Annotated in this window: 14 protein-coding genes and 2 pseudogenes; 14 read left to right on the forward strand and 2 right to left on the reverse strand. The window is 60.2% G+C overall.

Going from position 1 to position 14423, the window contains the following annotated elements; genetic code table 11:
* Positions 1 to 213: 213 nt before the first annotated feature.
* Both ACSKB8_RS18650 and ACSKB8_RS18655 read right to left on the reverse strand, forming a co-directional pair.
* Positions 214 to 1083 carry a transposase gene (locus ACSKB8_RS18650; RefSeq protein ID WP_438110896.1) on the reverse strand — a complete coding sequence of 290 codons (870 nt, stop codon included), beginning with the start codon at positions 1081 to 1083 and terminating at the stop codon, positions 214 to 216.
* A gap of 60 nt (positions 1084 to 1143) precedes the next feature.
* A pseudogene (locus ACSKB8_RS18655) lies at positions 1144 to 1368 on the reverse strand (transposase family protein); the annotation flags it as partial.
* A gap of 161 nt (positions 1369 to 1529) precedes the next feature.
* Here ACSKB8_RS18655 and ACSKB8_RS18660 point away from each other — a divergent pair.
* The 14 genes and pseudogenes from ACSKB8_RS18660 to ACSKB8_RS18725 all read left to right on the forward strand — a co-directional run.
* Positions 1530 to 2060, forward strand: a complete 531-nt coding sequence (locus ACSKB8_RS18660; RefSeq protein WP_438105611.1) for a hypothetical protein — start codon at positions 1530 to 1532, stop codon at positions 2058 to 2060.
* Positions 2061 to 2346: 286 nt separating this feature from the next.
* The gene (locus ACSKB8_RS18665) at positions 2347 to 2706 is read left to right on the forward strand and encodes a hypothetical protein (RefSeq protein WP_438105612.1); all 360 of its coding nucleotides are present in this window, start codon (positions 2347 to 2349) and stop codon (positions 2704 to 2706) included.
* Between the two features lie 89 nt (positions 2707 to 2795).
* Positions 2796 to 3416: a hypothetical protein gene (locus ACSKB8_RS18670; RefSeq protein WP_438105613.1), complete on the forward strand. Its 621-nt coding sequence runs from the start codon at positions 2796 to 2798 to the stop codon at positions 3414 to 3416.
* Between the two features lie 150 nt (positions 3417 to 3566).
* Positions 3567 to 4823, forward strand: a complete 1257-nt coding sequence (locus ACSKB8_RS18675; protein ID WP_438105614.1) for a hypothetical protein — start codon at positions 3567 to 3569, stop codon at positions 4821 to 4823.
* Positions 4824 to 4939: 116 nt separating this feature from the next.
* Entirely contained in the window at positions 4940 to 5779 is an 840-nt protein-coding gene (locus tag ACSKB8_RS18680) for a hypothetical protein (RefSeq protein WP_438105615.1), read from the forward strand.
* Positions 5780 to 5810: 31 nt separating this feature from the next.
* The gene (locus tag ACSKB8_RS18685; RefSeq protein ID WP_438105616.1) at positions 5811 to 6149 is read left to right on the forward strand and encodes a hypothetical protein; all 339 of its coding nucleotides are present in this window, start codon (positions 5811 to 5813) and stop codon (positions 6147 to 6149) included.
* 26 nt (positions 6150 to 6175) lie between these two features.
* Complete coding sequence (locus ACSKB8_RS18690) at positions 6176 to 6580, forward strand: hypothetical protein (RefSeq protein WP_438105617.1); 405 nt, start codon at positions 6176 to 6178, stop codon at positions 6578 to 6580.
* On the forward strand, positions 6580 to 7929 hold the full coding sequence (locus tag ACSKB8_RS18695) for a type IV secretory system conjugative DNA transfer family protein (protein ID WP_438105618.1): 1350 nt from the start codon (positions 6580 to 6582) through the stop codon (positions 7927 to 7929). Before ACSKB8_RS18690 ends, ACSKB8_RS18695 begins: the two co-directional genes overlap by 1 nt.
* 122 nt (positions 7930 to 8051) lie before the next feature.
* Positions 8052 to 10772, forward strand: coding sequence for a MobF family relaxase (gene mobF / locus ACSKB8_RS18700; protein ID WP_438105619.1), 2721 nt, complete (start codon positions 8052 to 8054; stop codon positions 10770 to 10772).
* Positions 10773 to 10818: 46 nt separating this feature from the next.
* Positions 10819 to 10974: a hypothetical protein gene (locus ACSKB8_RS18705; protein ID WP_438105620.1), complete on the forward strand. Its 156-nt coding sequence runs from the start codon at positions 10819 to 10821 to the stop codon at positions 10972 to 10974.
* The gene (locus tag ACSKB8_RS18710; protein WP_438105621.1) at positions 10974 to 11417 is read left to right on the forward strand and encodes a hypothetical protein; all 444 of its coding nucleotides are present in this window, start codon (positions 10974 to 10976) and stop codon (positions 11415 to 11417) included. The genes ACSKB8_RS18705 and ACSKB8_RS18710 overlap by 1 nt, the downstream gene beginning before the upstream one ends.
* A gap of 84 nt (positions 11418 to 11501) precedes the next feature.
* Positions 11502 to 11855, forward strand: coding sequence for a recombinase family protein (locus tag ACSKB8_RS18715; RefSeq protein WP_438110582.1), 354 nt, complete (start codon positions 11502 to 11504; stop codon positions 11853 to 11855).
* Positions 11856 to 12771: 916 nt separating this feature from the next.
* Entirely contained in the window at positions 12772 to 13011 is a 240-nt protein-coding gene (locus tag ACSKB8_RS18720) for a hypothetical protein (protein ID WP_438105622.1), read from the forward strand.
* A pseudogene (locus ACSKB8_RS18725) lies at positions 12921 to 13907 on the forward strand (recombinase family protein); the annotation flags it as partial. The gene ACSKB8_RS18720 and the pseudogene ACSKB8_RS18725, both read left to right, overlap by 91 nt.
* Positions 13908 to 14423 lie beyond the last annotated feature (516 nt).

Here is a 14423-nt window from a genome sequence, read left to right on the forward strand (position 1 = left end):
TTCTCGTTGTGGAAGCCGGACTGGGCCGGGGACATCGCGACTTTCGTATGGTCCGGTTGCACACCCTGCTGGCCTCGCGCCCGGCGTCGCAAAACTGGCGCGGTGCGCAATCCGACGATCAGGTCGAGGACCGACCTGCATACCGGAGTATGCTTGCGGGTGGCGCGCTCGATCGCTGCGGCGTCACTCCCGCGAACTTCATCGCGCCGCACCTCATTTCTTGTTCTGACTTGCGAGCAGAATGGCCCGAGATGCCGAAAAGCTATGCGTCGTAGCCTTGTCGATATTTTGAGCTGCTCTCAATATTGTTGGATAGCTGTAACGCAAGGCAGGGTGGCGGATATAGTCATCTATGGCTCCTCTCCTTGAATCGATTAGTTCGATCAATGGTCCAAGGTCGAGACCGGCATCAGAAGCTTGTTCTTTCCATAAGTCCCACCCGCTTTCAGGTGGATTGCGGCTAGAGGTCCACAGCTCGAGGAATCTTTCCTTGAGGAGATAAGCCTTAAACAGCGGTGGAGAGTACCGCTCCCAATGGGATAGTCTCCTGTGAGAGAGTCGTCCTAGACCAATGTTGGGTTTCCGGAACAGGGCAAGATCGGGCGCAGTTGATTGTCTTTTGTTTTTTGGAAGCTGCTTTAAGAAATCGACGACGTGAGCCTCGATGGCCGCGAGAGCTGCTCGATGTAAGGACGAGCGGCTTATGAGCAGTTCAGAGACCGGAGAGAAGAACCCCCGAAGTAGGTCGAGTAAGTCGATGTCGCACACGACCACGTGGGCAGGTAGAGTCGCATTCTCGCCGAGTAGATCAAGTCCGAAACGGTCTGATAGCACTGCGACGGACGAGAACACGTCAATTACTGTTCCCTTAGAAATATCAATCAGAGCGGGGTACAAGCTACCTCCGATCTTGATCAGCTCGATTCCAAGCATTTCTGGACGAGCTGAGTGACCGACGCCCTCCTCTGCCTTTTGGAATATCTGACGGATAACTTTCTCGTTGACGCCGGACTGCTTCGAAAGCGACAAGAATGTCACCTTGCGCCCCTCGCTTGAGACCCACTTAACGAAGCGCTTGGTCACAGCGTGTCGTTGATCGAATGCCGGATGCTCGTCGTGCGATGAGCGAGAGCATCTCGAGCAGATGAACTTCTGTCTCTTCCATACGATCCGCACTGGCTGCCCACCTTGTGGAACGTCATGGAAAATCATCGTACGCGTACCGTTCTTCACTCGTTCTGCGCTGCAGTAGGGACACGCGGCTGTTGCCGCGACGGTTGAGCGGAGCTTGGCGGTCAAACCTTCGCTGTCGTCGTCGCTCTTTAGGGAAACCACTTCGGTGCCCGGGAGGGGGGTAAACCCAATCATTCGTTAACCATTAGATATCAGTCATATAATCCGTTTCTGTTGACTCCACTTCCGATCCGTGTTCCCTTTGGCCAGACCGGCGTCGGTCCGGGCACTCATCAGTCATAAGATCTGTTTCCTGTGGAGTTGCCTATCCGTCGCTCAGCCAGAAAGGAAATGCAATGCACAATCTGTCCTTCGCCCGCCCTGTCGCCCGCATGCCGGGCTGGCTCGCCGAAAAGCTGACCACTGACGCTCCGCTATTGCTCGACGAGGAGAACTTGCTCGATGCGATTGCAGGCGTCGCGCCGGGATATCCCGAGGTGTTCGCCACCGTAGAAGCCAGAGATGCAGCCCTGGGCTTGTTCGGGCCGTATGTCGAGTACATCCCGATAGCGCGGGTCGAAGCGGAGATTGGTGGGTTCCCCTTCGCTGAGGTTGCGATCGGTCACCGCCTTGGTGAGGCCGGCTTCGAGCGCGTGGCGGCGCCGGTTCTGGATGCGATCGCAGACCGGATGCGACACCACGCCGGCCATTGTGTCGTGATTCATCGCGCGCGGTACCTCATCCTCCGGCAGGAGGACGACTTGATCCGGGTCTGCGGCTGGCATCCGGAATTCGACGCCGACCTCGACATGGCGGACGGCTTGAAGACCGCCATGCACATCCAGAGCGAACTCAACCGCCGCCTCCAGTGCGACGCCGCAAAGTAGCGAAAGCGGTGCCCGGTCGCATGCGATGGCCGGGTCCTTTCTGCACAACCAAGTCAGACACGAGGCCGAAGTTGCGTTCTGAAGTGAGAACCGGATTAATCCGGAAAGACCTGACGCTGATCCCCTATGCGAACTGGTTCTATGCGATCGAGCCTGACGGACGCGGTCCGTCTGGAGGGACATTGCTGGCCTTCCCGACGCGGGCTCACGTCGATGTCGCCCGGATGAAGAATCCGCCCTCTTCGCTTGCCTCCTTGACGATCTCTTGGCGATGGAGCGCACCCCGATGACGGCAGCCATTGGCCTGCGCGAAGACCAAGAGGAATATCGGACGGTCCGAAAGGGTTGGATTGCAACCGTAATCGATTCCCTGGTCGCCCAAGTGGACGTCGCAATCAAGGCGGCGAGGGATCGAAATGCTTTTCCCGGCGACCTGTTCCACAGCATGATCATCCTTTCCGACAAACTGTACTGCGTCAGACTCGACATTATGAAGGGCATCGCCGTTGACGCGGCTTCGGCCTCCACGGAGGACCTGAACGGAGCTCGCCAAGAGGTTAATGAAATCGGCGAACTGCGGCTGCGGCATGCTCTGCAAAGATTGCGCGACGCCGGCGAAGCCTGGGTTTTCGCAACCACCCCATAAAACATCGTGAAAGGGGAGGGTTGCACTCCGCAACCAAACCCATAAGCGGCTTCAGACGAACCAATCCCTAACCACCATCAAGCAGGCCCATGACCATAACTGCTCGCTATGACTACATCTTACGCAACATGAATGAGAGGCAAGCCCGTGCCGCACTTGCAGGCGTGAACAATGCCGGCTTTCAAGATTTTCTGACGATGCTCGACGACATCGGGGCAATTATCGGAGCCGATGCAGTCTTCACCAACGCGCAGGCACTTGCAGAGCCGCGATTTGGTTCGACGATTGTCATTCCAGAACGTGCTCGGCCGCTGAGCTGGCTCAACCTGCGCAAACACAGGACCATCGAGGAGCTTGTGGACACGGTCGTGCACGAGGCCGTTCATGCAACCGTGCGCGTGCTGAAACGCCACCAGCGCACACCTGAGCCGGAGGAACTGATCGCATATCATGGCGAGGAAATCGTCGCGATGGCAGCGACGAACCTGATCCTGCGCAAGATCGAATTTCCTGCCTACCACCAAATCGCACGGAACATGATCACCATCGATGAGTGCAAGAACAAGCTCAGTCGACTTGGATGTAACGCGCAATTCCTGCGCGAAAGGTTCGCCGAAGCGGCGGCCGCGGAGGCGTTCTTCACCGACTCATTTCTCGAGTTTGGCGCCCCTACTGCGGTCGAGGTCCGCACCCGCCGTTCGTCTCAATAGACTGGCCAGCGCTTGCCGTCAGCAAAGTTGGCCGCCGGCGGCGCCTTTGCGAGATAGACACCGCCTTCGCAGGAAACCAACTCCAAGGACACCATCTTCATCACCAGACCCACGATCATCCCAGCCAATGAGAACATACTGCGGCGAGCAGTGACGGAGCACATCCGCGCGTGTGAAAAGGTCATTGCTCAATTCGACCGTCCTACAGACGCCTTCCCGTTGGAAGCGGTCATCGTCCTTTTCGTCGTCAACGAGGCCCAGCTTCCGGGCTGGGAGGACCGCGTCGACGACCGGGTATGGAATCGCGTGGCGCGGCTAACCGACCACTGCTTCTTGTGCCCCTACGCGGAGCAGGATCTCCAAAACCAGTATTTCGCGCTCAATCATCAGGAGCTCGTCAACTTCCGGCGCGGCGTTCCCATCGTGAAGATCGTTTCCGCAATCGATACGCGAACCATCCTTTCCAGCGGTGGCCGCATGAAGCAGGATGTCGAGGTCAAGATCCGCAAAGCGCTGGCCTATGAGGTGTTCCGCCGGGATGTCGTAGTTGGCCAACTCCAGGCGGCACAAGACCGGCTGGACGGCAAACTTGTGGTCACAGAACGGGGGAGCGGGCTGCCGTATCTGAGCGAGCACGCCTGGGTCGAGGGCGTGCAGTGCAAGGGTGACGCGAGGAAAGAACAGATTGGCAGTTTTGCTCGGAAGCTCGCGGTGATGAGCAGCCTCCGCGCTGAAGGCGAATCGGTCGCCACGGAATTCGTAGCGGGAGCGGCCGAGCCCAAGGTGGTCGTCGACCTCATCGTCAAGCAGGCCGCGGCGTCGACTGCGAATATGCAGAAGCGCGAGCAGTATGACGCAGCGCTTGCGGCAGAGGCGTGGTCGATCAAGATTCTCATGAAGGCTTGCGCGCGCATCAGCGAGCTGTCGAAGGACAAGGTGGAGCTGTCAACGGCGACACACAGGGCAGACCAACGTATCGTCAAGCGTGAGGAGAAGGAGAGGAAGCGCGCCGAAGAATTTGCGAGCGGCGAGCGCAAAAGGGAGCGGTGGCGCGCCCTCGACCCGATCCCCGATCCCATGACCAAAACGATGCATCAGGAGTTCACCAGGCACGACTTTTCGCCGGAGGAGCTCGTCTTTGTTGCGGCGACTGCGGGAGTCGACCCCAATCTTCTTTGCATTGCTCACGTGCTGGCGACACCCGAGTTCAGGCTGGCGCAGATGCTGCGCAAAATGAACCTGCGAGAGGAGTATCTGGCGGGCCCCTTGGAGCTCGGCGTGTTGCGTGAGCTATTCGGCTTCTCCGACCCCGACGGCTGCTACCAAGAAGCCCGTTCTTTGCTGATAAGCCTCGCATTGCAGGGCTTCTCCCAGGACTGGTGGGTCGCGCAGCTAAAGGGCGAATAGGCGGCGACGAGTCCGTCAAAAATTCGCGCATTCATTTCCGCGCAGAGTTTCCGGAATTCCGTTCTTCTCGTTCATGCCTCGGCACTGGTGCCGGCGCTCTGGACTAGGGAATGAATATGACCAAGAAGGAAAAGAAGCGCGCCGAGAATCGACTGTGCTTGCCCATCTTCGCGCCCATCGTGAGCGACAAGGGTGGCATCGGGAAAAGCTTACTTGCTAAAGCCATGGCGGAATGGCTGCGGCTGCGCAATTTGCCTTGCGGCGTGGTCGAGGTCGACACGACAGGCCAGTCGCTCAAAGGACTCACCGACGACGCCGTCAGCATCGCGATTGACCAGAGAGCGGCGCGCCGGGACCCCGCCTCGGTCTGGCGGGCCCTCACGCCGCTCTATCTGACTATCGAGCGCATCAGCCAGGCGGGCGGTATGACGATCGTCGAGTTCGGCGCCAACGAGGCGGCCCGGGGCGCGCTGTGGGCCGGGATGACCGATCTCCAGGAAGAGCTGGATCAGCTCGGGACGTCGACGCTGATCGTGACGCCCTACACCTGCCAGGCCGAGGCGATGCGCCGCGGCGTTCATTCGGCCAGTGCGTTCGTGGAGGCTCTGCCGCAGGCGCGCCTGATGCTCGTCGAAAACGAACGGGATGGCCGGATCTGCGACCTCCATCCCTCGAGCGAGGCCGCCGCGATTAATCGTGGCTTGATCGGACCGCTGGCGGCCAAGGCGGTCACTGTCAGAATGCCCGCGATCGAAGCCGACAGCTGGGCGCCGTTCGAGGCGGCCAACATCCGCTTGATGGATGCGGTGATGATGCCGGTTCGCGAGATCATGGCGGTCACCGGCCTGCCGCTCCCCGAAGCCAAGATCGTCAGGGGGGATGTCGCGGCATGGTGCGACACCATGTTCAAGGCCTTCGACGAGTTCATCAGCGTCGGAGGTAATCAGGATGGCTAGTAGCACACCTGGAGATTTCAGCGGGGCTGCAGTGAACGCGATTATCGAGGCATCGCGGTCCCGTGAAGAGCTCGGCCGCGACCTCGCGGCGATCTTCCTGGCCGATCCCGCAACCTTCGATCCCAGCGGGTTGCGTCGGCTCGGGCAGGCCGGGCTGCGGTCGTTCGCTATAGCTGTGGGCGTTTCGGTGCCCAACTTCCAATCACCGTCCGGAGCGGCCCAAGAGCAGATCGCTTCCAGGGATGCCGCTGACTGGAAGCTCCAGGAGAGCCGGATCGTCCCATTCGAAATTGTCGGCTCCATCCATGGCGCCCTGGCTGGCCTCGCCGCAATCGTGGCGATCAGCTTGCTGTCCTGGCTGTTCGGCTGATCCGCCTCGAAAGAAAGAGATTGAACGTGAACAACACCGTCGTCAAATTCCGCCCCGCACTCTTGGCCGCGTTCTGCGTCTTCGTCGCGATCGGCGGCCTTTCCTATCTCTCGCTCTTCTTGGTCGCGCCGCCTGACATCGACGTCCTGTTCGCAGGCCACGTCGCGCTGAACAGCCACGCAGTACTGATCGACATCCTCAGGCAGATCACGGGCTGGCGGTGCTTGCCCTCCGACGGACCGCTGTTCCTCGTTTGCCGCATGCGGTGGCTCGTCAGCATCCCTACCGAGCTTGCTCACCAGCCTGCCCTGGGCACGCGCCTGATCGTGCTTGCGTCGGCTCCCTTCATCGCGGCAAGCATCGCCCTCTGCGAGACCTATATCCGCACGCCCCCATCGAGACCGAAATCGTCAAGAGCGGGCGGCACGTGATGTTCGGCGAATACGCCCGACGAGCCATTCAGGCGTTCATCCGTCGCGCGGGAAGAACCATGAAAGATGGGCTCTGGTTGCTGCCGAACGTGCAGTTGAACCTAGCGCAAGCCGCCCGCAACATCCTCGTGGTCGGCACCCAAGGCTCCGGCAAGACCGGACTTCTGCGGGCCTATATTGCGCAGCTCCTGGCCGGCACCAGTCTGAACTTCATCTTTGATGTGAAGGGCGACATGGTGGCGGGCCTACCGACCGATGCGTTCATTCTCATTGCACCGCATGATGCACGGACATGGGCTCTGGACCTCGGACCGGAGGTTCACAATCGTGCGGTCGCGCTCGAATTCGCCGCCAAATGCATCGATGACGAAAACAAGAAGACGATGTGGGTCTCAGCGGCCCGCGCCATTCTGGCCGATCTTGCAATGGTCCTGCGTGCTCGTCACGGTGATCACTGGAGCTGGAGCCAGTTGCGCGACGATGCACTGGGTAGCCCGACAAAACTTCAGCAGGCTTTGGCCGAAATCAATGCACCGAGCCTCCCGCTAGTATCGTTCGGCGCTGATCCCGCTGAGAACCGGACGGTGATGTCGGTGCTCATCACCATGTGGGTGGCGGTTCTTGCGACCATCGAGCCGCTGGCGGACGCCTTCGCCGAGGTCCCCGCGGAACGTCACTTTACTGTCAAGGACTGGATGGGCTGCAAGGGCGCGATGCCGAGGACGCTGGTGTTTCAGAAGTCGCTGGCGTTTCCGGAGCTGTCTGGTCTGCTGGGCACGTTTCTCGCAGAACGCGTTGCTACGGCGGCATTGGCTCCCGCCCGCCGCGTCCCCGACGCCCCGAGGTTAGCGCTCGTACTTGATGAATTCTCGGAGATCCCGATCACGAGACTCCCCAGCCTTCTCTCGCTCGGTCGTGAAATGAAGGTGACGACCATCGCCAGCCTCCAGGACCTCGGCCAGTTGAAGACCATCGCTGGTGCCGAAAATGCTACTGTCATAGAGAGCCGCTTTGGCATCCGTCTGGTGCTGCGCCTCGAGCCGGGTGAAACCGTCGATCGGATCACGCGCACCTGGCTCGGCGAGCGGCGCATCAGCCGCGTCCGGGACGCGACCGTCGAAGAGCTGAAGGCCGGCATTACCCGCCCGCGCGAAACCGTCTCCGCTCCCGTGGTGCCCCCGGAGGTGCTCAGCGATGTGCTCGGCGTGCGCGAAACCGGCGAGGGCATGATGATTAAGCTTCTTGTCTGCGGATTTCCGATGGTTGGCATCGTCGACGTGCCGCTGACGACATGGCCCGATCGTCGACAGGCCCATGTCACAGCGGCCTCGTCGGCAGAGATCGGATAGCGACGTTCATGGAGAACCCAATGTAGGGCTTTGGAGCCAAAAAAGAGGCCCAAACTCGCTTCGCTTCCCCTGTCAAAAATCCGCACATTCATTTCTGAGCGTCGATTGCCGATCTGACCAGAATGGGACGCCTCTACCACGAGGCCTCTTCCTTGGTTGCTTCTTTCGCCATCATTCGCCGACCGAGCTACTACACCTCCCAGCCCTCCGATTACTACAGGTCAGGGGCTGAGTCCGGTGGCGTTTGGCTGCGCGGCAACGCCAAGCTTCGCATTGTCGCAGGTACCGCAGTCAATCCTCGTGACTTCGACCTACTTTGCGACGGCTGCGATGCCGCGGGCAACAGGCTTGTCTCCGCGCCGTTATTCAAGCGCAGGGCGCCAGGTGTCGACATCACGCTTTCATCCCCGAAGTCGGTCTCGGTTTTGTATGCCGCAGGTGACCCCGACGTCCGAGCTTCAATCGCGGAGTCCGAACGCGCCGCGGTCGAAGCGGTTCTGCGCCTGATCGAGAAGGAGGTCATGCTTGCCCGCAGGGGCAAGAACGGCGTTCGGAGGGAGGCCGCGCTGTTTGTCGCGAGCGTGTTCACCCATTCCGAGGCCAGGCCTGAGACGCACGCGGACGGCACCGTGCTCGCCAGTGTCCAGCGCCATCATCACGTCTGCATCCCCTCCATTTGCGAGCGCTTCGACGGGACCTTTGGCGCCATCGACACGGCGGGCGATCTCCGGTCGTGGAAGAAAACCTTCGGCGCCTGCTACCGCCTGGCGCTCGCACTTGAACTCGAGCGGCGCGGCTTCGCGATCGACCGCTCGGAGGACGACTGGCGCTGGTCCGTGGCGGGCGTGCCACTCCAGCTGTGCGAATATTTTTCGGCACGACGTTCGGCTATCGAGCGCGAGCTGGCCAAGGCTGGACTCACCTCAGGCGCGGCGCCAGCCGCTGCCGCCGCCGTGGCTCGCAACAGCCGCCGCGCCAAGGAATCGATCAACGATGCGGGCCGCTTCGCGCAGTGGCACGAGGCGATGCGACGCCTGGGATTTGAGCCGGAACGCGTTGTTGTTGCTGCGCGCGAAGCCGGACAGCGCCTTGGCATTGCAAGGCAATCTGAGAACCCGATCGCGCGTGTCCAGCAGGTCGCGGCCGCGGTCCCCGCCGAGTTGACCGAACACGAAGCCACATTTAGCCGGCGGCATGTCATCGAGACCGCCTGCAATGCGCTGGTTGGCACCGGCGCTTCCGTAGAGGACGCCCTCAAGCACGTGGATGACCTCATGGCCGGCGGCGCCATCGTCTCGCTGGGTGAAAGCCGCGACGGGCCGGTGCTCTCCACGCCGGAGATGGTTGCCATCGAGCGCCGGCTTGTTGAGACCGCTGTCGACCTGGCGCAGGCGCGGATCGCCGCGCCGGATCCGGCGCATGTCCGTCACCTCTACCGCCAATACGCTCTGTCGGAAGAGCAGACAGCGGTTGCCCTGGCGGCAACATCGGGGCGTCGTCTGGTCAGCATTTTGGCTCCTGCAGGAACCGGAAAGTCAACGGCGCTAAACGCCATCGCCCGTGCGTTGGAGTCGACGGGGAATCGCGCCGGCGCAGGTTATGCCGTCTGCGGTGCATCGGTTTCCTGGCGAGCCTCTCTCGATGTAGGCGCGTCCGTCGGGGTGCCGTCGCTCGCGATCGACGCTTTGCTTGCGCGCATTGATCGGCAAGCGGCCGAGGGACGTCCCGCGTTCGATCGCAAAACCATCCTCTTGGTTGAGGAAAGTGGCCTCCAGTCCAGTGTTCAACTCGGCCGTCTTCTCGAACTGGTAGATCGAGGGGACGAACGTGCAGGCAATCCTGGCGGCAAGAACAATCTTTCTGGCGTCATCATGGTGGGGTGCGACAGGCAGCTGAGGCCCGTGGGACCCGGCCATTCCATTCGTCTCGTTCGCGACGCGATTGGCGCGGTAAGCCTGTCTCAGATTCTTCGGCAACGTGAGCCCTGGGCACGCGAGGCCGTCCTTGCTTTTGCGTCCGGCGATGCCGAGTCGGGCTTGGCTGTCTTTCATGAGCGCGGCCTGATTGCTCTCCACGATCAGCTCAAGTTCGCCGTCGATGCCCTCGTCGACGATTGGTCGGTAGCACGGCTCACTTCGCCCGGCGAACGGTTGATCGTCCTCGCCAAGACGAACGCGGAGGCCCGCGCCCTCGGCACCGCGCTGCGCAATCGGCTGCGAACCGAAGGTCTCGTCGGCCAGCGCGAGATCGTACTGCCGGCAGCTGACGCTTCCGGCAACGCTCACTCGCTCCCCGTCGCGGTCGGCGACCATCTCGTCACCTTGCGCAGGGTCGATCGCCTCGGCGTCGTCAACGGGACCGCGCTCCAGGTCGAGCGCATCAAGACCTCGCGCTTGACCAAAACCGTTCAAATTACCGCCAGATGCGGTGACCGCAGGATCACGTTCTCGCCGACTGAATTTGCGGACGCCAAGGGACGTGTCCGGCTGGCAAACGGACTTGTGTCGACGGCGTTCAGGGCGCAGGGCCTGACGGTTGATCGTGCCTTCGTATGGCTGACAGATCGCCTCGATCGCCACGACGCGTATGTCCTGGCATCGCGGTCCACAGCTGAGACGCGCTGGTACGGCGCGCGCAACAGCATCGATGCCGGTATTCGAGCGAGCTGCGACGATCCCGAACAGACGATCGACGATGCCCGCCGCCTTGACTACCTGGCGGAGCGGCTGTCGCGCGAGCGTATCAAGTCGACGACCCTCGACCTTGTCGATGTCGCAGCCGTTGCCCAGCAGCATGCGGCGCGGAAGCAGTCTCGCGCGAGGGAGCTCGGCCATGAGCTCTAGACGCGCGAGTCGAGATGCGCGACCGACCGCTCCTGACCTCTGGACCGTGGAGAACCAGCTCCCCGACCCGGTTCCCATCTCGAAAGCAGAATTGGACGTCATCGAGCTGTATTTCGGCGACCTGCTCGACAGCGTCTTGAAACCCGCCCCGCAGGCTATGTTGGGGACGACTGCCACAGCACGTAAAGAAGGCGACAAGTGATGACCATCCGTCCGTTCTACGAACCCCGCATCCTGGAAATGCGTTTGGAGAAATACGCGGAAATCGCCATCGACGGCGGGCTCTGGCTGGCTGGAGAAGTGCTGGCTCAGGACCTCGCGATGGACGATGGTTTCGTTCCTGATCCTCGTTACGCTTACAAGCCCCAGCATCTGATGGCCGCGATCATCGAGCTCCACCGTATCAACGAGGACCTGCGCCACCGGATCTTCATCGCAGGATTTCTGAGGCTGCCGAACAATGGCGCGCAGGCGACGTTCCAGCGCTTGCTCGTGACACACGCCGAGATGTTGCATGAAGCATTCCGCATCGAGTGGAAGCGCCGTTATGGCAAGATGGATCTGAGACAGGGAGCGATTACGCGCGGCTGCCAGCTGCTCGATAAGCAATTAAGGAGTTATTGCGGTCGGAAAAGACGCGACTGATCAACAAAAAAAGTTGCGCGCGCTTGCGAAGCTGCGAAAGTCAGGGACGAAAGGCCTGAAGAAATGAGCGAGCATGAGCGTAAAATGGAAATCGCAGCCGACATCAACGCGTCCCGAGTAGCCTTCTACTTGCGCGTCTCGACGGATCGGCAGGCGAAACACGATCTCTCAATTCCCGATCAGCGCGCTCAGATGCTCGCATGGTGCGAGGCCAGAGGCCACCAAGTAGTCGGAGAGTTTATCGAAGCTGGCGCATCAGCTACCGACGACAAACGGCCAGTTTTCCAGCAAATGATCGAACGCGCCTGTGACGGTGAGCATGCGTTCGACGTGATCGCCGTGCACAGCTATAGCCGCTTCTTCCGCGACGCCTTCGGACAGGAATTCTACCTGCGGAAGCCGTTTTTCCTTTTCGGCTGCAAGGTCGAACAGGAATAATAGCGATGGACGCGGCCGGTCTTCGAGGTGCCGGTGCGTAATGTCATTGCTCCTTCGCAAGTTGCGCAGACCGCCAGGCCCGTGAGCAAGATCGGCCCGGTTGTGACGCGTGGGGCCACTACCTTCGGGCTCCGCGCACGAATGTCTTGCCCTTTCTGGTGCGGTACCCGCGGCTATTGAGCCACATTTGACGACTTCCTTGACGCCGAGTGCCCCCGATGAGCCATCGCCGTAGAGGTAGAGCTTGAAGATAAGCTGGACAGTTTCTGCATCGACGGGATCGATTGCGAGCGTCTTCTTGATCTTCGTGCCGCGCTTCTCCACCTCGACCAGAACATAGCCTAATGGCACTGGCGAGCCATTCCAGAAGCCATGTTGAGCATTTGCCTTCATGTTTCTGATGACATGACGTATTGGTCAAGATCTTGTAGATCGGGCCGGTGCCTGCTTCGCATTTTCTTTGGACTGATATTCGTCGAACAAAGCGATGAGGGGAATCGAACCCCTGTTTCAGCGAGAGGGCCGTTTCCACGATTCGCGCGTGCTAAGCGGCCGTCCTGAGGAAAAATTTTGTGGAGGTGGCCCCAAAATGGCCTGGGCATCTAAGGCACAGGTTCCGGAACTTCGGAAATCGGAGATAAGTGCTTAATTCGCTTGGTGGGCGTATTAGGGCTCGAGCCTGGAACCCGCTGATTAAAAGTCAGCATGTCCAAGGACAGCTATCTGGTGCTTGTCGCGTTTTCCTCGTTTTTCTTCGCCGCAGCATCCTATTTCACGACGAGCTCATAACGACCTTCCGCTTGGACATCTCATCCAAGCATGATGCTCGGGATGATCACCACCGCCAAAACTTTGCGGATTGGCGCTAGCGCAGGGGCGCGCATCTCGTTGGGCACGGTAACCTAGAGGTTCGATCGTGAGGGATGCAGATCGCAAATTGTCCTTGCAGGCGAATCCAGACAAGGCGATCTTACGCATCGCGCGCGTACTTGCTCGTCTGGCCGCGAGGGAAGATCATGAAAGAGAGCTCGCCAATCGAAGAGACAAGGAAGAGAGCGACGATCTATGCTCGAATTCTCAACCGATCTTCAAAATGAGCGTTCAATTGAAGATCAGCTTTTACTTTGTCAACACTATGCCGAGCGCGAAGGCCTAACAGTTGTCAGCACCTATGAAGATCGGGCCCGTTCAGGTGGCTCTGTCATGGGACGCGAGGGCCTTCTGCAGATGTTGGATCAAGCCCGGGAACGATGCTTTGACGTAGTGATCGTCGAAGCGCTAGATCGCCTCTCTCGCGACATGGAAGATCTCGCGGGCATCCACAAGCGGCTATCTTTTCTCGGGATCGAGATCCGGGCAGTTCACGAAGGCGTCGTTAATACCGTGCTGGTCGGTCTTCGCGGCCTTGTCGGACAACTCTATCGTGAGGACAACGCTCACAAGGTGCGTCGTGGCCAAGCAGGGCGGGTCAAGCAAGGTTTGGCTGGAGGCGGCCTGACATACGGATATGCCGCAGTCGCCGGAAAAAGCGGCGAACGGGTCATCATCGAGGCCGAGGCACAAGTAATCCGGCGCATTTTTCAGGAATACGTGGATGGTCGAACGCCTCGCGAAATCGCGCACGATCTCAACAAAGAGAGGATGTCGCCTCCGCGAGGGCGCGCATGGAATGCGTCAACTATTAACGGCAACGTTGAGAGGGGTGCCGGAATTCTCCAGAACGAGCTTTATGTAGGGCGCCTGGTCTGGAACAAGGTCAGGATGGTGAAGGATCCCGACTCGGGAAAGCGCCTGTCACGACCGAATCCCAAGACTGACTGGCAAGTTACCGAAGTGCCGCATCTTGCAATTGTCAGTCCAGAATTGTTCGCAGCTGCTCAGCAACGCAGAGGGGAGCGCAGTTATGGACACCCCAACCATCAACGTCGGCCTCGTCGGATGCTATCTGGCCTACTCCGTTGCGGTTCATGTGGCTCGGGCATGGCAGCGAATGGAAAGGACAAATCGGGGCGCGTTCGCATTCGCTGCTCGGCAGCGACGGAGAGCGGCACATGTCCTGATCCCAAGACGTTCTATTTGGACACGGTCGAGAGTGCAGTCCTCAGCGGGCTAAAGGCCGAATTGCGCTCCCCGAAGGTTATCGCGGAGTACGTACGCACGTATCACGAGGAGCGGAAGCGCCTCATAGCTTCATCAAACGCAAAGCGGCAGCGCCTTGAGCAGCAGCTTGGGCAATTAAACCGGGAAATCGAACGACTGGTGGATGCGATTGCAAAGGGACATGGCGATCCGTCCGTGCTCGGCCCCAGATCCACGGCATTGGATGCCGAACGAAAGCGAATTTCGGAGGAGTTACAGAGTCAACCGCCAGCCGCGAAAGAAGTCGCGCTGCATCCGGCCATCCTCAAACGTTATGAGGAGCAACTCGGTCGGCTCGAAGAAGCTCTAGCAAAAGGTGCCAGCGCGGGCGACGGCGAGGCCGCGGAAGCTATCAGAGACCTGGTCGACACGGTCACTGTGTTCCGCGATCCGGCGCGCCCGGGTGGTGCAGCCGTGGAGATAGCTGGC

It is taken from the genome of Bradyrhizobium sp. BR 1432 (assembly GCF_051547705.1).
Taxonomy (GTDB): Bacteria; Pseudomonadota; Alphaproteobacteria; order Rhizobiales; family Xanthobacteraceae; genus Bradyrhizobium; species Bradyrhizobium zhanjiangense.